Origin of the sequence: Algicella marina (assembly GCF_009931615.1) — a bacterium.
Lineage (GTDB): Bacteria > Pseudomonadota > Alphaproteobacteria > Rhodobacterales > Rhodobacteraceae > Algicella > Algicella marina.
Genome location: NZ_CP046620.1, coordinates 2,164,302 through 2,186,049, shown reverse-complemented (window position 1 = coordinate 2,186,049; position 21,748 = coordinate 2,164,302). Strand labels below are relative to the sequence as shown.

General features: G+C 63.7%; 22 protein-coding genes and 1 tRNA gene. 10 read left to right on the top strand and 13 right to left on the bottom strand.

Annotated elements, in window-relative coordinates:
• Positions 1 to 134 precede the first annotated feature (134 nt).
• Together GO499_RS10830 and GO499_RS10825 are read left to right on the top strand one after the other, a co-directional pair.
• Positions 135 to 1,352, top strand: a complete 1,218-nt coding sequence (locus GO499_RS10830; protein WP_284154689.1) for an ROK family protein — start codon at positions 135 to 137, stop codon at positions 1,350 to 1,352.
• Positions 1,353 to 1,366: 14 nt separating this feature from the next.
• Positions 1,367 to 2,836: a CRTAC1 family protein gene (locus tag GO499_RS10825; RefSeq protein WP_284154688.1), complete on the top strand. Its 1,470-nt coding sequence runs from the start codon at positions 1,367 to 1,369 to the stop codon at positions 2,834 to 2,836.
• Between the two features lie 46 nt (positions 2,837 to 2,882).
• Here the strand turns inward: GO499_RS10825 and GO499_RS10820 are convergent.
• The 9 genes from GO499_RS10820 to GO499_RS10780 form a co-directional block, all read right to left on the bottom strand.
• Positions 2,883 to 2,958, bottom strand: a tRNA-Glu gene (locus GO499_RS10820).
• Between the two features lie 77 nt (positions 2,959 to 3,035).
• Positions 3,036 to 4,784, bottom strand: coding sequence for a single-stranded-DNA-specific exonuclease RecJ (gene recJ / locus GO499_RS10815; RefSeq protein ID WP_161862195.1), 1,749 nt, complete (start codon positions 4,782 to 4,784; stop codon positions 3,036 to 3,038).
• Complete coding sequence (locus tag GO499_RS10810) at positions 4,781 to 5,113, bottom strand: hypothetical protein (protein WP_161862194.1); 333 nt, start codon at positions 5,111 to 5,113, stop codon at positions 4,781 to 4,783. Before GO499_RS10810 ends, recJ begins: the two co-directional genes overlap by 4 nt.
• Positions 5,114 to 5,119: 6 nt before the next feature.
• Positions 5,120 to 6,085, bottom strand: coding sequence for a class II fructose-bisphosphatase (glpX, locus tag GO499_RS10805; RefSeq protein ID WP_161862193.1), 966 nt, complete (start codon positions 6,083 to 6,085; stop codon positions 5,120 to 5,122).
• 92 nt (positions 6,086 to 6,177) lie between these two features.
• Complete coding sequence (locus tag GO499_RS10800; RefSeq protein ID WP_161862192.1) at positions 6,178 to 7,461, bottom strand: homoserine dehydrogenase; 1,284 nt, start codon at positions 7,459 to 7,461, stop codon at positions 6,178 to 6,180.
• 162 nt (positions 7,462 to 7,623) lie between these two features.
• A complete protein-coding gene (locus tag GO499_RS10795) occupies positions 7,624 to 7,965 on the bottom strand; it encodes an ArsR/SmtB family transcription factor (protein ID WP_161862191.1) in 342 nt (113 codons plus the stop codon).
• Positions 7,952 to 8,422, bottom strand: coding sequence for an SRPBCC family protein (locus GO499_RS10790; protein ID WP_161862190.1), 471 nt, complete (start codon positions 8,420 to 8,422; stop codon positions 7,952 to 7,954). Before GO499_RS10790 ends, GO499_RS10795 begins: the two co-directional genes overlap by 14 nt.
• Before the next feature lie 86 nt (positions 8,423 to 8,508).
• Positions 8,509 to 8,829, bottom strand: coding sequence for a hypothetical protein (locus GO499_RS10785; RefSeq protein ID WP_161862189.1), 321 nt, complete (start codon positions 8,827 to 8,829; stop codon positions 8,509 to 8,511).
• Entirely contained in the window at positions 8,826 to 10,055 is a 1,230-nt protein-coding gene (locus GO499_RS10780; protein WP_161862188.1) for an LL-diaminopimelate aminotransferase, read from the bottom strand. The genes GO499_RS10785 and GO499_RS10780 overlap by 4 nt, the downstream gene beginning before the upstream one ends.
• 167 nt (positions 10,056 to 10,222) lie before the next feature.
• On the opposite strand from GO499_RS10780, the gene GO499_RS10775 reads away from it, so the two are divergent.
• Positions 10,223 to 10,453, top strand: a complete 231-nt coding sequence (locus tag GO499_RS10775; RefSeq protein ID WP_161862187.1) for a hypothetical protein — start codon at positions 10,223 to 10,225, stop codon at positions 10,451 to 10,453.
• 39 nt (positions 10,454 to 10,492) lie between these two features.
• Here the strand turns inward: GO499_RS10775 and GO499_RS10770 are convergent, their stop codons facing one another.
• Complete coding sequence (locus GO499_RS10770; protein ID WP_161862186.1) at positions 10,493 to 10,783, bottom strand: hypothetical protein; 291 nt, start codon at positions 10,781 to 10,783, stop codon at positions 10,493 to 10,495.
• A 115-nt stretch (positions 10,784 to 10,898) separates the two neighbouring features.
• On the opposite strand from GO499_RS10770, the gene GO499_RS10765 reads away from it, so the two are divergent.
• Together GO499_RS10765 and GO499_RS10760 are read left to right on the top strand one after the other, a co-directional pair.
• On the top strand, positions 10,899 to 12,707 hold the full coding sequence (locus tag GO499_RS10765) for a PHA/PHB synthase family protein (RefSeq protein ID WP_284154687.1): 1,809 nt from the start codon (positions 10,899 to 10,901) through the stop codon (positions 12,705 to 12,707).
• On the top strand, positions 12,679 to 13,257 hold the full coding sequence (locus GO499_RS10760) for a DUF4453 domain-containing protein (protein ID WP_161862185.1): 579 nt from the start codon (positions 12,679 to 12,681) through the stop codon (positions 13,255 to 13,257). Before GO499_RS10765 ends, GO499_RS10760 begins: the two co-directional genes overlap by 29 nt.
• Before the next feature lie 10 nt (positions 13,258 to 13,267).
• Here the strand turns inward: GO499_RS10760 and GO499_RS10755 are convergent, their stop codons facing one another.
• Both GO499_RS10755 and GO499_RS10750 read right to left on the bottom strand, forming a co-directional pair.
• Positions 13,268 to 14,173 (bottom strand): c-type cytochrome, encoded by a 906-nt coding sequence (locus GO499_RS10755; RefSeq protein ID WP_161862184.1) that lies wholly within the window; start codon positions 14,171 to 14,173, stop codon positions 13,268 to 13,270.
• Positions 14,174 to 14,177: 4 nt separating this feature from the next.
• Positions 14,178 to 14,630 carry a c-type cytochrome gene (locus GO499_RS10750; RefSeq protein WP_161862183.1) on the bottom strand — a complete coding sequence of 151 codons (453 nt, stop codon included), beginning with the start codon at positions 14,628 to 14,630 and terminating at the stop codon, positions 14,178 to 14,180.
• Positions 14,631 to 14,769: 139 nt separating this feature from the next.
• Between GO499_RS10750 and GO499_RS10745 the strand changes: the two genes are divergently transcribed.
• From GO499_RS10745 to GO499_RS10725, 5 genes are all read left to right on the top strand, one after another.
• Complete coding sequence (locus tag GO499_RS10745) at positions 14,770 to 15,363, top strand: TetR/AcrR family transcriptional regulator (RefSeq protein ID WP_161862182.1); 594 nt, start codon at positions 14,770 to 14,772, stop codon at positions 15,361 to 15,363.
• Between the two features lie 35 nt (positions 15,364 to 15,398).
• Entirely contained in the window at positions 15,399 to 16,025 is a 627-nt protein-coding gene (locus tag GO499_RS10740) for a glutathione S-transferase family protein (protein ID WP_284154686.1), read from the top strand.
• A 113-nt stretch (positions 16,026 to 16,138) separates the two neighbouring features.
• Positions 16,139 to 17,020 carry a 1-acyl-sn-glycerol-3-phosphate acyltransferase gene (locus GO499_RS10735; protein ID WP_161862180.1) on the top strand — a complete coding sequence of 294 codons (882 nt, stop codon included), beginning with the start codon at positions 16,139 to 16,141 and terminating at the stop codon, positions 17,018 to 17,020.
• 212 nt (positions 17,021 to 17,232) lie between these two features.
• Positions 17,233 to 17,598: an EamA family transporter gene (locus GO499_RS10730; protein ID WP_161862179.1), complete on the top strand. Its 366-nt coding sequence runs from the start codon at positions 17,233 to 17,235 to the stop codon at positions 17,596 to 17,598.
• Complete coding sequence (locus tag GO499_RS10725; RefSeq protein ID WP_161862178.1) at positions 17,598 to 19,322, top strand: hypothetical protein; 1,725 nt, start codon at positions 17,598 to 17,600, stop codon at positions 19,320 to 19,322. The genes GO499_RS10730 and GO499_RS10725 overlap by 1 nt, the downstream gene beginning before the upstream one ends.
• A gap of 13 nt (positions 19,323 to 19,335) precedes the next feature.
• Here the strand turns inward: GO499_RS10725 and GO499_RS10720 are convergent, their stop codons facing one another.
• Positions 19,336 to 21,633 carry a xanthine dehydrogenase family protein molybdopterin-binding subunit gene (locus GO499_RS10720; RefSeq protein ID WP_161862177.1) on the bottom strand — a complete coding sequence of 766 codons (2,298 nt, stop codon included), beginning with the start codon at positions 21,631 to 21,633 and terminating at the stop codon, positions 19,336 to 19,338.
• Positions 21,634 to 21,748 lie beyond the last annotated feature (115 nt).

Here is a 21,748-nt window from a genome sequence, read left to right as displayed (position 1 = left end):
TCCTGCCGGATCAGCGCGAAACAAGTGCAGGGCGGCGGGTTTGGCGGGCTATTAAATTCGCCATTCGAATTAAATGCCGCCACATCGCTGCGAACGTCGGGGAGGACGCTCTGGAAGAAGATCGCGCGATAGAAGTGCCGAACCTCGCGGAAGCCGGGCCCAGCAACGCCGCTCTGGTGATGGCGGCGATGCGTTCCGCACCGGAGATCGCGCGGGTCGATATCTCCCGTCAGACCGGCCTCAGCCCTGCGACCGTGACGGCGGTGACATCTGAATTGATACTGGCCGGTCTGATCGAGGATGCCCCGGGCGTTACCGGCCCGACGCGCCGTGGACGCCCGCGCGTGAACCTGCGCATTCGTGGATGTGCCCATCGTGTCATCGGCGCCAAGCTGGCGGACAGAACGATCACAACCGCCGTGCTGGACTTTGCCGGCAAAACCTTGGCGGAGGCTGAGTATCCCATTCCCGGCGGCGGCATGTCGCCGGACCGTGTCGCAACCTATGTCGCCAAGGCCGTGCAGGATGCGTGCGGCAAGGCGGAGATGCGGCTGGAGGAAATTTCGGGCATCTGCCTCGGCGTTGCCGGGTTTGTCGATGGTCCGCGCGGTCTCGTCCACTGGTCCCGCGCCTTCGACCGTCGCGATGTCCGGCTGACGGAACTGCTCTCCCGCCACTTCGCCTGCCCGGTGTTCGTGGAGAATGACGCGAACCTCATCGCCATGGCTGAACTATGGTTCGGCATGGGCCGCGAGAAACGCGATTTCGTCACCGTGACGCTGGAAAACGGCCTCGGCATGGGAATAGTCATTGACCGCAAGCTATATCGGGGCTCGCGCCGCCGCGGCGCGGAACTTGGGCACACGAAGGTGGCGCTGGACGGCGCATTGTGTTCCTGCGGCCAGCGCGGCTGCCTGGAAGCTTATGTCGCCGAATACGCACTGCTGAGGGAGGCCAACCTTGTACTGGACGCCGGCCAGCGTCTTGGCGACGCCGGCGCACGGATGGATGCGCTCTACGCCGAGGCCCGCGGTGGCAACGCGCGGGCACTGGAGATATTCCGACGCGCTGGGCGGATGTTCGGCCTCGGCCTTGCCAATGTCGTCAATATCTTCGATCCGTCGCTGATCGTGCTGTCGGGCACGGCCATGCGCTACGAATACCTGTATGACGAAGCGGTGATGGCCGAAATGCGGGCCAATATCATCAAGGTGGACGATGCTCCGCCGGACGTGCGGGTACATGAATGGGGAGACGTGCTATGGGCCAAAGGCGCCGCCGCGCTGGCACTGGAAGGTATCACCGAACTGGCGCTTGCCTCCTTGGGGCAGCCGCGCTCTGCGGCGGAGTAGCCGCAGCGGGGGAGGTGCCGGTATTCGTTGACGCCACCGCAGTGGCGGGACTTTCCCATGCTTACGAGGGCGGTGAGGCGTATGTCGTCGGCGGCGGGGCGGCGGCCTTCGACTGCGACGGTGATCTGCTGCCGGAACTGGCGATTGCCGGGGCGGAGCAGCCACTGACGCTCTGGCGCAATACCGGTCGGCCGGGCCGACCACCTTCCTTCGAACGGGCGGAGGGCCCGCTGGTCGAACCGGTCCTCGCCACTACCGGCGTCTATCCACTGGATTTTGACGGAGACGGGGTGCTGGACCTCTTCGTCCTGCGTTTCGGCCGCAATCTTGCCATGCGCGGTCTTGGCAATTGCCGATTCGAGGATGCTACCGATGCGCTGGCCCTGCCGCAGGCAAAGGATTGGACCACCGCCTTCGCTGCCACGTGGGAAGATGGCGCCGATCTGCCAACGCTGTTTGTGGGCAACTACGTCCCGCGCGACCGGCCCTTGCAGGAGAGGGAGAACTGCGAACCGTCCTACATCCTGCGCCCGCAGGGCGGCGTCTATGGCCGGCCCGTGTCACTCGGCAAGGGGGCCTGTACTCTGTCCGCACTGTTCCTCGACTGGTCGGGAACGGGCCGCATTGATCTGCGCCTTGCCAACGACCGCGAATATTATGACCGCGGCCAATCCGAGCAACTCTTCCGCCTGACGGAGGATGGCGTGGCCGAGTACGGCAGGGACGACGGCTGGGACGACGTCTCACTCTGGGGCATGGGGCTGGCGGCGGAGGATATCACCGGCGATCCCAGGCCCGAGATCGTTGTCACATCCATGGCCGACAACCGGATGGAACACCTGCGCGAAGGTGATGCCCCAGCGTTCGAGAACATCGCCCGCGAACTCGGCACCACCGCACAGCGCCCGCCCGTAGGCCCGGATGTGCGTCCCTCGACGGCCTGGCATACGGAATTCGGCGATGCCAACAATGACGGCTGGAGTGACCTGCTGATCATCAAGGGCAATGTTGACGAGATGCCGCGCATGGCCGGTTTCGACCCCGACAGCCTGCTGCTCGGCGGCGAGGACGGCTTCCGCGAAGTGGGCTACGAGGCCGGTATCGCCGTCGATACCAAGGGCCGCGGGGCGGTTTTCCAGGACATCAACGGTGACGGCGCGCTCGACCTGCTGACTATCAACCGCAACCAGCCCGTGCGCTTGTTCGCGGGCCGGCCAATGGCCAATTTCGTGACGGTCGACCTCCGGCAGGACGGCCCCAACGCATTCGCCGTCGGTGCCAGCGTCGAGATGCGCCTGGGCGACCGCATACTCCACAAAAGTCGCCGCGTCGGCGGTGGCCACGCCGGCGGTGCCCTGTTGCCGCTGCACTTCGGAATGGGCGGTGCGGACACCGCAGAGGTGCGCGCGATCTGGCCGGACGGAACGGCAGGAGACTGGCAGTCGGTGGAGGCGGGGAAGAGCGTAACCCTGACACGTCCGTAAATTACGGAGCCGGGCGCCAAAGAAAACGGGGGGATTTACAGCAGAGTGGTACGCCCAACGGGACTCGAACCCGTGTTTTCGCCGTGAAAGGGCGACGTCCTAGACCGCTAGACGATGGGCGCATCGCTCTGCCGTGCGGGAGTGACTAATGGAACGGCGCGAGGGGTTCAAGCGCCTTTTTGATCCAAAACGCAAAAATTCAGTCGGCCGGGGCGGCGTCCTCCAGCCGCAGCTTGGCCTTTCGCCGCCCGCCCCAGTCATCGATTTCCAGCCGGCCGGCAAGGTGGAAGGCGCGGCCGCCGTGGGCTTCCAACGCCGGGCCGAGCGGGCCGTCGAAGGCGCGGAAGGCGATGGCGTCTAGCGATCCCGTGGCATCTCGGAACGACAGGCGCAGGTGGGTTTCGCCTGCGCGTTTGGCGAAGGCAATTCGCTGGGCGGGCAGGGCGAAACGCGGGGCGGAGACGCCCGCACCGAATGGGCCAGCGGTTTCGAGTTCGGAAATCAGGTCGGCCGTGGCTGCGGTGCAGGAGAGCAGCCCGGTGATCGACAGATCACGCGGCCCCTCGGTGGCTGCGCCCTGCCGCTCAAGCAGTTCCGCCAGCCGTGCCATCGCCGGTTCAAGCTGCGCCTGCGCCACCGTCAACCCCGCCGCCATCTTGTGACCGCCGCCCTTGGCAAGCAGGCCCTCGCGCGTGCAAGTCGCAATCGCAGCGCCCAGATCGACCCCGGCGACGGAGCGCCCGGAGCCCTTGCCGATGCCATTTTCCAGCCCGATCACCACCGCCGGACGATTGAAGCTCTCCTTCAGCCGCGATGCGACGATGCCGACGACGCCAGGGTGCCAACCCTCGCCCGCCGCCCAGACGAGCGGGCCCTCGGCGCCACGGGCTTCCGCCTGCGCCTGAGCATCTTCGAGCACCGCGGCCTCGATGGCGCGGCGCTCGCCGTTGAGGTCGTCGAGGCGGCGGGCCAGTGCCTCCGCCTCGCGCGGGTCCTCGGTGGCCAGAAGGCGGGCGCCGAGATCGGCGGCGCCTATCCGGCCGCCGGCATTGACACGGGGGCCGAGCAGAAAGCCGAGGTGATAGGCCGCTGGTGCCGTCTTCAGCCCGGCGACATCGGCCAACGCGGTCAGGCCCACCCTCTGCCGGTGGCTCATCACCGTCAGCCCTTGCCGCACGAAGGCCCGGTTCAGACCCAGCAGTGGCGCAACATCCGCCACGGTCGCCAGTGCCACGAGGTCCAGCATCGGCAGCAGGTTCGGCACCCGAGCGCCGTCCGCCTTCAGTGTCCGGTTGGCGGCGACCAGTGCCATGAACACCACACCGGCGGCGCAGAGATAGGTCAGCGGTGTGATTTCGTCCTGGCGGTTGGGGTTCACGACCGCCGCGCAGTCCGGCAGCGTCTCGCCGCCGAGGTGATGGTCGAGCACGATCACCTCCGCTCCGCGTGCCTTCGCGGCGGCGATCGGCGCGTGGCTGAGGGTGCCGCAATCGACGCAGATGATCAGGTCATGGTTCTCAGCCAGCATTTCCATGGCCGTATCGTTCGGGCCGTAGCCTTCGTCGATCCGGTCGGGGATGTAGAGCGTGGCCTGATGGCCCATCTGCCGCAGCCAGTCGATCAGCAACGCCGCCGAGGCACCGCCATCGACATCGTAATCAGCGAAGATCGCTATCCGACCGCCGCCGCGCACGGCCGACGTCAGCGCCGCAACCGCGGTGTCCATGTCTCTGAGGGAGGAGGGGTCCGGCATCAGGTTGCGCAGCGATGGAGCCAGATATCCCTCGGCTTCATCTGCCGTCACGCCCTGTCGGGCCAGCAGCAGGCAGACATGCTCACTGTGGCCGGTCTGCTGGGCCAGTGCTTCCGCCCGGCGCCGCAGATCATCCTCCGGTCCGCGCCAGACCCGCCCGGTCAGCGACTGCCCGACATCCAGAAACGCACTCACGCTTCGTCCCGTGTCCGCGTATCCCGCCGCCAGTCGCTGTTGCGGGCGGCCTCGCGCCCGGCACGAAAGCTTTTGATGAATGCGCTGACGCCGATGGAGGTGGCGGCGACGGTGAACATCATGCCAAAGACGATGCCGGGCAGGGAGCCGCGGCTGAGCGAGATGAGCAGCACCGCCAGCCCCATGCCCACGATCGCCAGCAAGATCAGCGCGAAGACCACGAGGCCCGGCCCGGGGCGTAGAGGTGCTTCAGCGCTGGTCGCCTGTTCGCTGCGCGGCACCGGCCGCGCTGCCTCGTTATCTTCGCTGAAGCCGACTTTCCGGGCCATCCTGCCTCACATGTTGTTCTGGCGGTAGAACAGCCGGCGGACAGAGCCGGTCTTGGAGCGCATCAGGATGGTCTCGGTTTCCAGATAGTCGCCATCGCGGCGGGCGCCGCGCAGCAGGCTGCCATCCGTCACGCCGGTAGCGGCGAAGATCACGTCCTGCGTCACCATGTCGTCGCGCTTGTAGATCCTGTCGAGATCCTTGATCCCGGCCTTCTTGGCCCGGCCCTTCTCGTCATCGTTGCGAAACAGCAGACGTCCCTGGATCTGGCCACCCATGCATTTCAGCGCGGCGGCAGCCAGCACGCCCTCGGGCGCTCCGCCGGAGCCCATGTAGATGTCGATGCCGGTCTTGTCCGGCTCGGCGCAGTGGATCACGCCGGCGACGTCACCATCGGTGATCAGGCGGATGCGGGCACCGGTCGCGCGAACCTCGGCAATCAGGTCCTGGTGGCGGGGGCGTTCCAGCACGCAGCACATGATGTCGCTGGGTTTGCATTTCTTGGCGAGTGCAAGCCGCTCGATCCTGTCGGTTGGGCTCATGTCCAGCGTTACCACGTCCTCGGGGTAGCCCGGCCCGATGGCGAGCTTGTCCATATAGACGTCCGGGGCATGCAGCATCGAGCCGCGCGGGCCCATGGCGATCACGGCCAGCGCGTTGGGCATGTCCTTGGCTGTCAGGGTCGTGCCTTCCAGCGGATCGAGGGCGATATCGACGCCGGGGCCGTTGCCGGTACCGACTTCCTCGCCGATGAACAGCATCGGCGCCTCGTCGCGCTCGCCTTCGCCGATAACGACGACGCCCTTGATGTCGAGGCGGTTGAGCTGGGTGCGCATGGCGTCCACGGCGGCCTGATCGGCAGCTTTCTCGTCACCGGAGCCAATCAGTTTGGCAGATGCAATGGCGGCCGCCTCGGAAACGCGGGCGAGGCCGAGCGACAACATCCGGTCGGCGAAAAGTTCGATATCAGGCATGGCAGCAGGGTCCTTTGTGTCAGGGCTAAAACACGTGCTATCCGTCTACACAAGTTGCCCGATCAAAGGAAGTGCGGCTGATCGCCCGCCGCTCAGACCGTCTCGATGCGGTAGGCCACCGGCGTGTCCTGGCACATCGACTGGCCGGTGATCTCGTCCAGCGCCTTGTCCAGGTCCTGGCGGAGGCAGGCATGGGTGACGATCAGAACGGGGGCGGAGCCGCCCTCATGTTCCGTCTGCCGCATCTGGTTGATCGAAATCCCGTGCTGGCCGAGCGCGGCCGCCACCTTGGCAAGCATGCCGGGCCGGTCTTCCAGCGTCAGTCGCAGGTAATAGGTGGCCGGACTGCCCGCTGTTGTCGTGGGGTACTCGCGCAGGTCGGCCACTGGCACGCCGAAGGTCGGCACGCGGATATCGCGGGCGATGTCGATGATGTCCGCCACCACGGCGGAGCCGGTGGGGCCGGCACCGGCACCGGGGCCCTGAAACACCGTCTGGCCGACGAAATCACCTTCGATGACCACCATATTGACGACGCTCTCCAGTTGGCCGATGGGCGACTGTGCGGGCACGAGGCATGGCTGCATCCGCACTTCGACGGCACCGTCGCCGCTCCGGGCGACGCCCAGCAGCTTGATCCGGTAGCCGAGATCGCGGGCATAGCGGATGTCGGTCAGCGTCACCTGCTCGATACCCTCGACCTTGACGGCGTCGATATCGACATGGGTGCCGAAGGCGGCGATGGTCAGCAGCGCCAGCTTCTGGGCCGCGTCCATGCCGCCGACATCGAAGGCCGGGTCGGCCTCGGCGTAGCCAAGTGCCTGCGCTTCGGTCAGCACATCGGAATAATCTTCGCCGGTCGCCTCCATCTTCGTCAGGATGTAATTGCAGGTGCCGTTCATCACGCCCATTACCCGGGTGACCGCATTGGCCGCGAGCCCCTCGGTCAGCGCCTTGACCACGGGAATGCCGCCGGCAACGCCGGCTTCGTAGCGCAGGCAGGCGCCGTGACGTTCGGCAAGTGCGGCAAGGGCGGTGCCGTGGCGGGCCATAAGCGCCTTGTTGGCCGTGACTACATGCTTGCCGGAAGCCAGTGCCGCCTCGACCGTTTCCTTCGCCGGGCCGTTCTCGCCGCCGATAACCTCCACCACCAGGTCGACATCGTCACGGGTCGCGAGGTCGGCCGGATCGGCCTCGAACGCATAGGCCGACAGGTCGATTCCTCGATCCCTGCGACTGCGGGCCGAAATCGCGGTGATTTCCACCGGCCGCCCCGCCCGCATGGCGATCGTGGTCGCGTGCGTCCGCAGAATGTCGATGACGCCGAGGCCGACGGTGCCGAGGCCGGCGATGCCGATGCGAAGGGGGGTGCTCATCAGGGAAGTTCCTCGCGAGTGAAACGTTTCGCGCGGGTGTAGCTTGCCACCGGCACGGCTGCAACCGCCGTGAGGCACCGCACGCCACCCCGCGCGCCCATCGGGTCGTGGCGCCCGCCCGCCCACCCCGCCACGACCCGATGGGCGCGCGGGGGGGCGCTCTCAGGCCTTCGGGCCGTCGACGAAGGCGGCAAGACGGGCGAGGGCGGCATCCCATTGCCGTCCGACCCTTTCGAGATGTGCGCGCGCCGCGTCCATTGGTTCGGGGCGCAGCGCGTAGACGGTACTGCGCCCGTCCTTCGCCGCCTGCACGAGGCCTGCGGCTTCCAGCGTGCGCAGGTGCTTGGTTACCGCCTGCCGGCTCATGCCCGCGCCTTCGGTGAGCGCGGTGATCGAGCGCCCGCGCCCGTCGCTGAGGGTCTCGACCAGCGCCAGCCGCGTCGGCTCTCCCAGTGCGGCGAAGACGGGGGCGTGGCGCAGGATGGCGCGCTCAGCCTCCGACATGAGCCCCGATCCGCCGAAGCTGCTCTTCCCAGCCGCCCGCGTTGGAGCGCATCGCCTCGTCGCGCCGGTGGTCGGGCAGGCGGGCAAAGCCGGACTCGGTAACCGTCAGCCGTGTGCCCGTGCCCAGGCGTTCGAGGCGGAATTCGACCCGTGTCTGCGGCTCTTCCGTACAATCCTTGCCCTCGTCGATCTCGTAAGGGTGCCATGTCATCGCGAAGACCGTCTGCGGCGTGATTTCGATGATGGTGGCGATCCACGGCAGCCCCTCGTAGCCCGGTTCTGTGAGCGTGCCGCGCGCCTCCTGCCCGACTTCGAAACCCGTCTCGAAGGTCACGTTGAACCACGCGCCGAATTCCTCGGGCGTGGTCAACGCGCGCCAGACGCGGGCGGGCGAGGCCTGAAGGTCGATGCTGCGGGTGATGGCATCCGCGGTATCGCGGCTGGTGGGAAAGAGCATGGCGGCGGCTCCTTGTTGCAACCAAATGGTTGCGCAAAGATACGCCGCCGGGAGTTATATGCAACGAAAAAGTTGCGCAAATGGGCTCAGGCCGAAAAGCCCCAGCCGTCGGGTAGGAACCCACGCTCGCGCACGATGGTGGTGCAGCGCTCCTCGTGCAGCCAGATATCCTCCGCCGTGAAGGGCACTTCGGGCACGGTGATCGACAGGCCCCCGTCGGAGGCGGTTTCGGCACTGTAGCCGAACATCTTCAGCGCCCGGATCGCGGTCTGCGCGTCCGCGCTCTCGCCAGGGCGGAAATCGAGGTCGAGATCGACCGGTTCGCCCGCCGTCACGCCCTGCTTCTCCAGTTCGGCCACGGTCCAGAACGTTTCCGCCTTCTGGTGCGCGTCGTCCTCCGCGCTCATGCCGAAAGCTGGCTGTAGCGGGCAAGGATCTCGTCTGCGTTGTCGATGACGCGCTTGATGTTGCGTGCTGCCTGCCGCACCCGCTGCTCATTCTCTACCAGCCCGAGGCGCACATAGCCTTCCCCGTACTCACCGAACCCGACACCAGGCGAGACGGCGACCTCCGCTTCCTTCAGCAGGATCTTGGAAAATTCCATCGAACCCAGCGGCGCGAATTTCTCCGGCAGGGGCGCCCATGCGAACATCGTGGCCGGCGGCGGCGGCACGTCCCAGCCGGCGCGGCGAAAACTCTCCACCAGCACGTCACGGCGGGACTTGTAGATTCCGCGGATCTCTTCGATGCAATCGTCCGGCCCGTTCAGCGCCGCAGCGGCGGCCACCTGCACCGGCGTGAAAGCGCCATAGTCGAGGTAGCTCTTGATCCGTGTCAAGGCTCCGATCAGGCGTTCGTTGCCCACGGCAAAGCCCATGCGCCAGCCGGGCATGGCGTAGGTTTTGGACAGCGAGGTGAATTCCACGGCCACATCCTTCGCACCCTGTATCTGAAGGACGGAGGGCGGCGGGTTGCCGTCAAAGTAAATCTCGGAATACGCAAGATCGGAGAGAACCCATATCTCGTGTTTCTTGGCGAAGCGCACGAGCTCCGCATAGAAATCGAGGTCGGCGAGTTGCGCCGTGGGGTTGGATGGGAAGCTGACGACCAGCGCCACCGGTTTCGGCACCGAATGCAGCACCGCGCGGTCCAACGCCCGCATGTAGGCTTCCGGGTTGAAGACGCCATCTTCCAGCGTCTGGATGTGCCGCAGCGTGCCACCGGCAATCATGAAACCGTAGGGATGGATAGGATAGCTGGGGTTCGGCACCAGCATCACGTCGCCGGGCGCAGTAATTGCCATCGCGAGGTTCGCCAGCCCTTCCTTGGAGCCGAGGGTGGCGATGACCTCCGTTTCAGGGTCGAGCTTCACGCCGAAGCGGCGGGCGTAATATCCAGCCTGCGCCTTGCGAAGGCCGGGAATACCCTTGGAGGAGGAGTAGCGATGCGTGCGCGGCTTGCGCACCGTTTCGCACAGCTTGTCGACGATATGGCTCGGCGTATCCATGTCCGGGTTGCCCATGCCAAAGTCGATGATATCGACACCCGCCGCACGGTACTCCGCCTTCAGTCTGTTCACCTCGGCGAAGACGTAAGGGGGCAGGCGCTTGATGCGGTAGAATTCTTCTTGCATGGGTTCGGGTCCATATTGGTTTCGCGCTTTATACGACTGCCCCCTGTCCGGCTCCACCCCATATTTTCTTGTCTCCTGCGAATCCTGTCCGGCCGGGCGGTTGACGATACCGCCCCGGCGGGCCTAGCGTTGGCATCTCAACTCCCACATGGAAAGGATTGAAACGCATGGCTTTTCTGAAGGTTAACTTTCTGCCGCCCGCGATGCTGACCCTTGTTCTGGCCTCCGCATCCTGTTCGTCCCCGCAGGCAGATGCGTTCTCCAGTTGCACAGTGCGTATCAGCCCGCCGGGTAACTATGCGTTTTCCGAGCGCACCGGAAAGGTCGTGCCGGCCGACGGCGGTACGGACGCAGGGGCCGAAACCCTGCAGAACTGCGTTGACAGTTTCGAAGGCTGAAACGTCCGGCGCCGGACCTTCGCGCCCGACGCGCGGCCGCTAATTCCCCTCGGTTGCGCGCAGCAGGGCGCGGCGCTCGCTCTCGGTCAGAACAGCACCGTTAAGGCCCGCGGCCCGTGCCTGCAACGCCGCAAGGCGGCCTGCCATGTCGCTTGCCTCGAACACGTCCGGGCTTCCGGCCAGGCTGGCATTCAGGTCACCGCCCTTCAAAAGCGTAGGATAGCCGGTGCCCTCGCCACGCCCGTCGAGGTAGGCCCGCGCTGCGCCATCGGGCGGCGCGCTGCAGGCCGCAAGCATGGTGGCCACGACCAGCGGGCTGAGCAAGTGCATGATTCCCAAAAAACATGTCCTTTTGGCTTGGATCGGAACGGCCCTTGGTCATACCTTAAGGAGAGAGCCGTGCCGCAACAAGATGCAGGTCCGGCCGTGTCGAAGGGGGAACGCGATGGCCAAGAATGAAGAAGAGCAGACGCTCATCGAGCAGAACGCCGCATTCGTCGCCAACATGGCGGAAGTCTACGACACGAGCCAGAAGATCTGGACGCGATTTCTCGAAGCGCAGAACGAGCAGGGTGCGCCGACCAACCTGGATCCGCTCAACACCATGCCCGCCTGGGTCGAACTGACACGCACGATGCTCGATCATCCGCAGGACATGGCAGCTGAAACGCTGCGTTACTGGGAAGCTCAAGGCAAGCTCTGGCAGGCCGCCACGCTGCGCTGGCTCGGCGCGCCAGACGCGACGATGCCGGAATTGCCCCACATGGCTGCGGCCGGCAAGCGTTTCGCCCACAAGGAATGGTCGGAAAACGCCCTCTTCGATTACCTCAAGCAGTCCTATCTACTCACGTCCGGCTGGATCAATCACACCGTTCACACCGTGGGCGAGATGCACCCGAGGGATCGGAAGAAGGCCGAGTTCTATACCCGCAACTTCGTCGAGGCGATGAACCCCGCCAATTTCTTCGCGCTAAATCCGGAGGTGATGGAGGCGACGCTCGAGCAGAAGGGCGAGAATCTCGTGCGCGGCCTGCACATGATGCTGGAAGACCTGGAGCGGGGCAAAGGTCAGCTCCTGATCCGCCAGACGGACATGGATGCATTCGAAGTCGGTCGCGACATGGCTGTGACGCCCGGCAAGGTCATATGGCAGAATGACATTCTGCAACTGATCCAGTATGCGCCCGCGACCGACAAGGTTCACAGCATCCCCCTCCTGATCGTGCCGCCATGGATCAACAAGTTCTACGTGCTCGACCTCAACGACAAGAAGAGCATGGTCAAATGGCTGGTGGCACAGGGCTACACGGTCTTCATGGTTTCCTGGGTCAATCCGACCGAGAAACAGAAGAATGAGACTTGGGACAGCTACCTGACAAAGGGAACTATCGCAGCGATGGACAAGGTGCTGGAGGAGACTGGCGTCAGCAAGCTGCACCTCGCCGGCTATTGTATCGGCGGCACGTTGGTCGGCACGCTGATGGCCTATCTGAGCAAGCGGAAGGATACGCGTGTCGCCTCCACCACCTTCTTCACCGCGCAACTGGATTTTGCGGACGCCGGTGAGTTGCAGGTTTTCGTGGACGATCACACGATCAAAGCCGTGGATGAGGAGATGGAAAAGGGCTACCTGCCGGCGCAGAAGATGGCTTCGGCCTTCAACATGCTGCGCTCAAACGATCTCATCTGGTCCTACGTCGTCAACAATTACATGCTCGGAAAGGACCCGTTCCCCTTCGATTTGCTTTACTGGAACGCCGACAGCACCGCCATGCCTGCCAAGGTGCATCATTTCTATCTGGAGAATTTCTACGACGAAAACACATTTGCACACGGAGATTTGAGCGTGCTGGATACGCCCATTACCTTGGCGGATATTAAAGGGCCTGTATATCATGTGGCAACGCGGGAAGATCATATCGCTCCCGCCGCCAGCGTCTATGCGGGCGCACGTCAGATGGAAAAGGCGAAGGTGCGCTTCGTTCTTTCCGGCTCCGGCCATATCGCCGGGGTAGTTAACCCGCCTGCGGCTGGCAAGTACCAGTTCTGGACAGCCCCGGATCTTTCGCCGGTGTCGTTGCAGGATTGGATGGAAACAGCAGAGGAGACTCCGGGCAGTTGGTGGACGGATTGGGACGAATGGCTGAGCGAACGCTCCGGCCGCATGGTAAATGCAAGAACGCCGGGTGCGAAACTCGGCACGCTGGAAGAGGCACCTGGCGCATATGTTAAGGTTCGTTTCGACAAGCAGTAGCGCCGCCCTGGCCCTTTGCGCGGTCCTTTCCGCACCGGCCGCGGCGGCCACGGTCTGCGAGGATCTCTGGTTCGCCCGCAACGCGGCCTTCGACGAGGCCGGATACTGTTTCCGCTCGCCGCTCGGTCAGGCCGTGTTCGACAATCGCGACTGCACCGACAACGTGCCCCGGGTTTCCGAGAGTCTTGTGGATCACATCGCACGTATCCGCGATCGGGAGGCGGAACTGCGTTGCTCCGTCAACACGAACCGCACCGAACTGGACGTGCCGATGCTGGCCCGTCGCCTCGAATTAATGGTGCAGCCGCTGATGAGCGAGACGGAAAGCCTGTGCATCGGCTATATCGGGCCGTCGGTGCCGCTCCGCACCGCACCGGAGACCGATGCGGTTGTCATTGGCAACATTGAACCGGGCGACAGCGTTCTCTCCGCCCATGAAGACATGGATGGCTGGGCCTTTGCCAGCGAAGTGAAGCGCGTGGGCGAAACCGAGACAATCCTTGGCTGGCACGACGCATCTTTGGAGACTTGCGAGGCGCGCGCAGGGTGAAGGTTACGGTCTACTCCGGCGCCACTTCCGGTACGGATTTGAGATAGGCCGCTATTGCCTCACGCCATTCGGCCGGAATCTTGCCGGTGTTTTCGACAACATCGGCCATGGACCCGCCGGCGCTGTCGAAATCCGGTGTGAAACCCGATTCCAGGTAATAGACGATATCGTCCTCGCTCCAGCCTCCCAGCGCTTCCGGGTGCGGGGTGATGTTCGGGATCCTTCCCGGCCCGTCCGGGTTCGGCCCACCTGCCAGCCATCTGCCGGTATCGGCGCCGCCGATTGCGTTGCGTGGGGTATGGCACTCCGCACAATGACCCGGCCCTTCGACCAGCCGCTGGCCAAGTACGATGGCAGTTTCGTCGGAGACCTCCATCACCGGCGCATCAGACAGGTAGAGTATCTTCCACAGTCCCAGACCGCGCCGGATATTGAAGGGAAAGCCCAGTTCATGCGGCTGGCTGACCGTGGTGGAGGCGGGCAGGGTGGCGAGATAGGCCTTCAGATCCAGCACGTCCTCCACCCGCATCCGGGTATATGACGTGTAGGGGAAGGCCGGATAGTAATGCGCACCGTCAGGCCGCACACCCTGTTGCATCGCCGTGACGAATTCAGCGTCCGTCCAGGCGCCGATGCCGGTATCGGGATCACTGGAAATATTCGGCACAAGAAACTTGCCGAACGGCGTGTTCAGCGCCAAACCACCAGCCAGCACCAGCTTGTCTTCGCCTGTCGCATCCGGCGCAGCGTGGCAGGAGGTGCAGCCGCCCATGTCGAAAACCATCTTGCCGTTGGCGAGGTCGGGTTCGTGCACAGGCAGATCGTCGTCGGCGATGACCACTGGGTTGGTCAACACCCAGAAGACGCCGGCACCGAGAAGTGCCAGCGTCAGCAGAATGATCAGCAGGCGTTTCAAACCTTTACTTCTTCACGCGGTATGCCTTGTGGCAGACACCGCAATTCGCGCCCACTTCCTTGAACACGGCGCCAAGCGCGGCCTGATCCTGGGGCGCCGCCGCGACGGCGGAGGCAAGATCGCTCTGGAAATCGGCCAGCGTCGCTTCGAACCCAGCCTTGTCGGACCAGATCGCGGGCGCTGCCTCGGAATCGGCAGCTTCGGAGCCTTCGGGGAAATAGTCGCCAAAACCCGACGCCGCGCTCTGCATGGTCGCCAGCGTCTGATTGGCCGTTGCGGCATCGAAGACCGTTGTGCCCTTCAGCATGTCGCCGATGGTCTTGGCGGAGCGGCCCATGGTTTTCATTGCTTCCTGCCGTTTTTCCACCGGGGAATGGCCGCCGGCAAGCGGCATGGAAACGGTCAGGGCCAGGGCAAGGGTGGCCAGCGTGGCTGTCTTCAGATGGCTTGCGGGCATCATATCCTCCAGATTGAATGCTTCCGAATGCTATAAGTGTACGGAAACAGGTCAAGATTCCCGTCAGTATCCTTGCACACAACTTCGTGAGAAGACCATGCCGGTTGCCTTCTGAACGGGCGTTCATTAAGCAGGCGACATGGCCCGAAAAACCGGTTCTAGCGGCATAGAGACAGCCCGCGGCATTCGTGATGCTGCGCTGAAACTCTTTGCAGACAAAGGCTTTGCGGCCGTTTCTATGCGTGAAATCGCCCGGGAAGTGGGCGTGCAGGTCGGTGCTCTTTATCTCTATACGCCCGACAAGCAGAGCCTGTTGGCTGACCTGATGATCGCACATCTGGAAGACCTGCTGGCCGCATGGCAGCGGGAGGGTGCCGGCGATCTGCCGCCTTCACAGGCATTCGATGCTTTCGTCGGATTTCACATCAGCTACCATCTGACACGTGTCGATGAAGTGTTCATTGCCTATATGGAATTGCGCAGTCTCAGCCCCGAGAATTTCGCCAAGGTGGAGCGTTTGCGCCGTCTCTACGAAAACGTGCTTCAGGACATCCTGATCGCCGGCGAGGCAGAGGGAATTTTTCGCCTGAAGGATGCCCGTGTCACCACGCTCGCGCTTATCGCCATGCTTACCGGCGTCAACACCTGGTATCGCGCCGGAGGTCGGCTGTCGCCCGAGCGGATCGAGGAAATCTATCGCGCGCTGGCGCGGGATATGGTCGGTGCGCCGTGACCCGGGTCCTGCATCATTGCCACCAGACTCGCTCGATGCGCTCCCTCTGGCTCCTGCATGAGCTGGAACTGGCGTTCGACCTCGTTGTCCACCCGTTCGGACCTGACCTCTATACACCGGAATATCGATCCATTCATCCGCTCGGTCGCGTTCCTTGCCTCGTAGACGGCGATGTGACGCTGTTCGAATCCGGCGCCATTGCCGAATACCTGTGCGAGACCTATGCTCGGCAAGGCTCGCTCTGGCGCTCTCCCGGCAGTCCGGATCGGGCCGCGTGGCTGCAATGGCTGCACTACGCCGAGACGATTGCCGTTCATGTCGCCAATCTCACCCAGCAACACATTGTCATCTGGGAGGACGCACAGCGTTCGCCCATGGTCATGAAGCTGGAGGCACGACGGCTGGCCAAGGCGCTGGCGGTCGTCGAAAAGGCGCTCGCAGGACGGGACTGGATGTTGCCATCGGGTTTCTCGGCCGTCGACACCGGCATCGGTTACTCTGTCTATGCTGCGCAGCATTTCTGCGATATCAGCAGCTTGCCCAATATCCGCGCCTATCTTGACCGCTGCGCCCTGCGCCCGGCCTTCGCATCCGCGCTGCCACCCGACGATGCTCCCCGCCTCTACGCCCGGCCTTTTTATGCCGAGCCCGGAAAGGCCTGACCGCCGCCCTTTTGCCATTTTCTACGGAGTGCTATATTGCACCAATGGGCGCCTTTGGCCCGGGGAGATGACGGTGTCACATGGCTGAGACAACAGCGTGGCAAGGAGTGGGGATGAAACAGAGAATCGATCCGCTGATCGCGGAGCGCGCTCCTTGGGTTTACCGCAAAGGCCCGCATGTCCGGGTGGTTCGTGGCCTGTTGCATCTGATGCTCGGTTACGATCGCACCATCGCCATCGCCGAGGAGATCGAGCATCTCGACGCGGCGGCGATGATGGATGCGCTGGCCGATCTCATCGCGCATAACGTCGATATCTCTGGCCTGGAAAACATTCCCGCTACAGGCCCGGCCATGGTGGTCTGCAACCATCCCACCGGGATCGCCGACGGCATCATCCTGTGGTCCGCCCTGCGGGCCCGCCGCCCGGACCTGTTCTACTTTGCCAACCGCGATGCCATCCGGGTGATGCCGCAACTGGAGGACATCATCGCGCCGGTTGAATGGCGCAAGGACAAGCGCTCCCACGGATCCAACCGTGAAACGCTGACCTATGCAGCCAATGCCTTCAAGGAAGAGCGTCTCGCCGTGCTTTTCCCTTCCGGCAGGCTCGCCAAACGCCGGGGTCTGAAACTCTACGAACGGCCATGGATGCCTTCGGCGGCAATGCTCGCCCGCAAGTACAAACTGCCGGTCGTTCCGCTGCACATCACGGCCCGGAACTCCGCGCTGTTCTACCTGTTCGATGCACTGCATCCTACTTTGCGCGACATCACCCTGTTCTACGAGGTCCTGAACAAGGCGGAGCACAGCTTCAAGTTGCGGGCCGCCAAGCCATTGGATGGTGCCGCCCTGAGCCGTGACAGCGAGGCTGCGACGGAGACACTGAAACGCGCAGTTATGCGGGCCGGCGACGAGGGTGACTATTCCGTCCTCATTCCCCGCGCCCGTGCTCGCCTGCGCGGCCGCAATCCGGCGCTGACACGCGGCTTCTGAAAGTCACCGTGCCGTCGCACTCATGTCGCAATCCGCGCCATATTGGCCCCGAAACGTAGCATTCCGCACAGGTTCCGGGCCGATTTGTTGACTTCGGGACAGTTCCGGTGCTTCGGTTCTGATCAAATCCAACAGGCGGCGGCCACGGTCGCGCCCATTCTTAAACAGTAACCCGGAGGCCGTCGTCCTCCACCGAAGGGCCTCCATCAGTCATGACTCTCGCAAATTTCGCCATCGTCCTTTTCAGCGTCACGATCTCCGCACTGGCGCAGACCACACTGAAATTCGGCGTGTCCCGTGTCATCCTCGCCCCTGATGCGGGCATTCTCGAAAAAGTCATTACCTTCTTCTTCTCGCCCTTCGTCCTGCTCGGCTTCTGTCTGTACGGCATCGGTGCCATCGTCTGGCTGTTCGCGCTTCGCAACCTCGATGTCTCGCTGGCCTATCCTTTCGTGTCCATGGCCTTCATCATGGTCATATTCTCCGGCGTCTTCTTCCTCGGTGAAGCGCTGACAATGCCGAAGATGATCGGCACAGCCCTCATCGTCGCCGGTCTCATAACCCTCGGCCGCGCCTGATGCCTGCGGCGCCGCGCGTCTCGCCCGCCACGGCCATTCTGGCGGCGCTAGCGCTCTTCGCCCTCGCTTATGTGCTGCGCGTGATCGGCATAGACTGGGGCTATTCCCACGGGGACGAGCGCATCAACATCGCGGCAAAGGTGCTGACGGGCCAACTCGTGCCCGACAACCACTATTACCCGCCGCTCTATGATTACATAAACGCCGCCATCCTCGGTGTGCTCTTCGTCTTTGGCAAGCTTACCGGTCTCTGGGCCTCCACCGGCGAATTCCGCGATGCCTATTTCACGGACGATACCGTCTTCTATCTGGCGGTTCGCATGGGCACTGCCTTCTTCGCTGCTATGGTTGCGCCGCTGTTCTTCCTCGTCGCCCGCGGCCTTCGTCTGCCCCTCGCAGCCTGCCTCGCCACCGGACTTGCGGGCGTGTTCCTGCCCACAGGCGTCATCCTCTCGCATATCGCCAAGAGCGATGTGCCGCTGGCCACCACAGGCATCCTGCTGATCCTTCTCATCCTCGCCCGCCTGCGCACGGACCGCTCACTCGCGCTGGATCTCGCGCTCGGTCTCGCCATCGCGCTGGGCATCAGCTTCAAACAAACATTCGTTCTGCTCGCTGCGCCGATGCTGCTGGTGCTGACCGTACTGCTCATCCGCCGCATCGGCATCGGCCCCACCCTCGCCGCGGCTGGCCGTGCCCTGCTCGTGGCCATCATCTGCATCCCGATCTTCAACATCGGCATTTTCCTCGATCTGGAGAATTTCCTCGACTACCAGGCGATTCAGTCCGTGATGTCGATGCGGGACGACGCATTTCTCGCCTCGGCGCTCGTTACGCTGAAACTGGTACTGACGCCGACCAACGGCCTCTCGGCCATCGGTTTCCTGCTCTACCTCGTCTTTCCCTTGGCAGCTCTCGCCGCGGGCTCGGCCCTGCCGCAGCGCGGCGCCCTGCTGCTGCTCTGGGCCTGTACGCTGCTGACGGCCCTGATCACCATTGCCATCGTCGGCACCCGTCAGCATAACGGGCTCTGGATCATGGATTTCACGGCGATGCAGCTTTTTGCCGGCCTTTCGGTTGCCGCCCTGATGGTGTCCGCCAGCAGCATGGTCCGCCCGCTGGGCCTCGCTGCTGCCGCCGCCCTGCTGGTCTTCACCGGCCTCGGCATCTGGGAGATCAACCGTCAGGCCCTCGCCACGCCAATCAAGCAGACTGTGGCCGAGTTCTTGCGTGAGAGTTATCCCAATTCCCCGATTCTGACCCTTGCACGGCTCGACTTTCCCAAGACGCCGGAAGTGCAGGCCTTCCTCGTCTCCCGCGACGAACGTCTGGCGGAGAAATATGATGTCGTTCTGCCCGAAGTCGCTGCCGAACGCGCCGCGCCGGACCTGCCGGCGGATGCTCTGCAGGTACTGCACAAACCCATCATCCTCTGGGGGCTGGAAAACGCGACGGATGAGGATCTGGAGGGCGCCGTTCAGGCTTTTGCGTGGCCGGGCCAGCCAGAGGAATGGACGGTGCAATACTGGCAGGATCTCGGTTACGAAGTGTTCATCACCGCCAACCTTCCCTTTGCCCTGTCAGGCGGCAACGGTCGCTACGTGCAGGCCTATGCCGAAGATCTGGTGGCACAATGCGAGGTGGTACTGGAGGTCGAACCGGTAAAAACCCTCTATATCGAGGATCTGGTCACCGTCTTCGATTGCCCGGATACAGCATCCTGAAAAATGGCGGCCGTTATTCTGCCGCCACCTTCGCCGTGTCGTTGATCCAGCCCCACATCCTCACCGGCGTCAGCGGCATGTCCACCCGGCGCACACCGGTTTCCCAAACGGCATCGAGTGCCGCATTGGTCACGGCCGCCAGCGCACCCACCGTTCCGGCCTCACCGCAGCCCTTCATGCCGATATCATTGGCGGTGGAGGGCACAAGCTCCGCGTGGAACGGCATGAACGGCAAATCATCGGCACGTGGCATCGCGTAATCCATGAAGGTGCCGGAGAGCAGCTGGCCATACTCGTCGTAAACAACCTGTTCTGTGATCGCTTGGCCGATGCCCTGCGCCACGCCGCCATGCACCTGTCCCTCGGCCAGCATCGGGTTCATCAGCACCCCGAAATCATCGACCACGGTGTATTTGACGCATTTGGTCACGCCCGTTTCCGGATCGACCTCAACTTCCGCGAAATGCGCACCGTTGGGGTAGGAGCGTCCGGGTACCGTGTTGGTGTAGCGTGTCGCCAGCAGGTCGCTCAGGCCCTTTTTCCGGGCAACATCCGCCAGTTCCATCAGGCCAATGCTCCGGTCCGTCCCGGCGATGCGGAACGCGCCTTCCTCAAACACCAGATCGGCTGCGGCCACTTCCAGTTCCTCTTCCGCCAGCGGCCGGAACTTCTCGATCATCACGTCGGATGTGGCGTTGATCGAATTGCCCTGCATGGTGACGGAGCGGGAGCCGCCGGTGCCGCCGCCCGCCTCAATCAGGTCGCTGTCGCCCTGGATGAAGCGCACCTTGTCATAATCTATTCCGGTACGCTGGTGCAGGATCTGGGCAAACACCGTCTCGTGCCCTTGTCCGTTGCTCTGCGTGCCGACGTAGAGGTTCACCATCCCATCCTCGGCGAATTCGATCTTCGTGTGCTCCGTCTGGTCGCCGAGGATGCTCTCGATGTAGAACGAAAGCCCGAGCCCGCGCAGCTTGCCCTTCTTGGCACTCTCCGCCTTGCGGTCCGCGAAACCGGCGACATCCGCCTCCTTGATGGCGCGGTTCAGGACCCGGTCGAAATCACCCACATCGTAGAGTTCGCCGGAGGCGGAGGTATAGGGCATCTGCTCGGCGGTGATGAAGTTTTTCCGTTTCAGCTCGATCGGATCCTGCCCCAGCTGACGCGCCGCGCCGTCCATCAGCCTCTCGACCACGTAAATCGCTTCCGGTCGGCCCGCGCCGCGATAGGCATCGATCGGCGTGGTGTTGGTGAACACTCCCTTCACCCCGAAAAATACCGTCTGCACATCGTAGACACCGGTCAGCACCTTCAGCGCGAGTTCGGTCTGGATGAACTGGGCATAGGCGGACAGTTGGGCGCCGAGGTTGCAGACGGAGTTGATGCGCAGGGCCGTAAGCCGGTAATCGGCATCAAATGCCGCCTCTGCCACGGTTACCAGGTCGCGGCCGCCATTGTCGGACAGCATCGCCTCGCCCCTGCCGCTGATCCAGCGGGTGGAGCGGCCAAGGTCGCGGGCTGCCATGGCGACGATGAACTGCTCCGGATAGTCGAAACTCTTCATCCCGAAGCCGCCGCCGACATCGGGGTTTGTCACCCGCACATCGCCCTTGTCCAGCCCCAGCTTTTTCGCCAGCGCATCCTTGGATCCCCACACGCCCTGTCCGTTCAGGGCCAGATGTAGCCGGGTGCCGTCCCACTCGGCATAAGCGCCGCGTGTCTCCATCGAGTTGCAGATGATGCGGTTGTCGATCATGTCCACGGTGGCGGTGCGCGCTGCCGCGCCAAACGCTGAGGCCGTCGCATCCTCGTCACCGAAGGCCCAGTCGAAACACAGGTTGTCCGGCGCCTCGTCGTGGATCGCCTCCCCGCCAACGGCCGTCTCCACGTGCACCGGCAGGTCATCGGTCTCCAGCAGGATCATCTCCAGCGCATCCTGCGCCTGCGCCTTGGTTTCCGCCACCACCGCGGCCACGATCTCACCGGCGAAACGCACCTTGTCCTCGGCGAGGATCGGCCGCACCGGTTGTGCTGAGTCGCTGCCGTCGCGGTTTTTCAGCGCATCGTAGTCGACGCTGTTCTCCAGTTTGCCCGCCAGATCCGCCGCCGTATAGACCGCCAGAACGCCCTCAGCCTCGCGCGCGCCCTCCACGTCCAGCGAGGTGATCACGCCATGCGCGGAGGGGGAGCGGAAGAAGGCAACATGGGCCGCATCGTCCGGCGCGATATCATCCACATACCGCCCATTTCCCTTGAGAAAACGGTCATCTTCCTTGCGGCGGACTGGCTGGCTGACACCAAACTTGATCATCGCGGGCTCCTTCTCGATTCAGGGGCGAAGATAGCGGCAGCGACAGCCGGGTCTAGGCCAAAGCGTGGGACTGTGCGATTTATCGGCAATCAGCCCCGGACAGGTGAAGCCATAG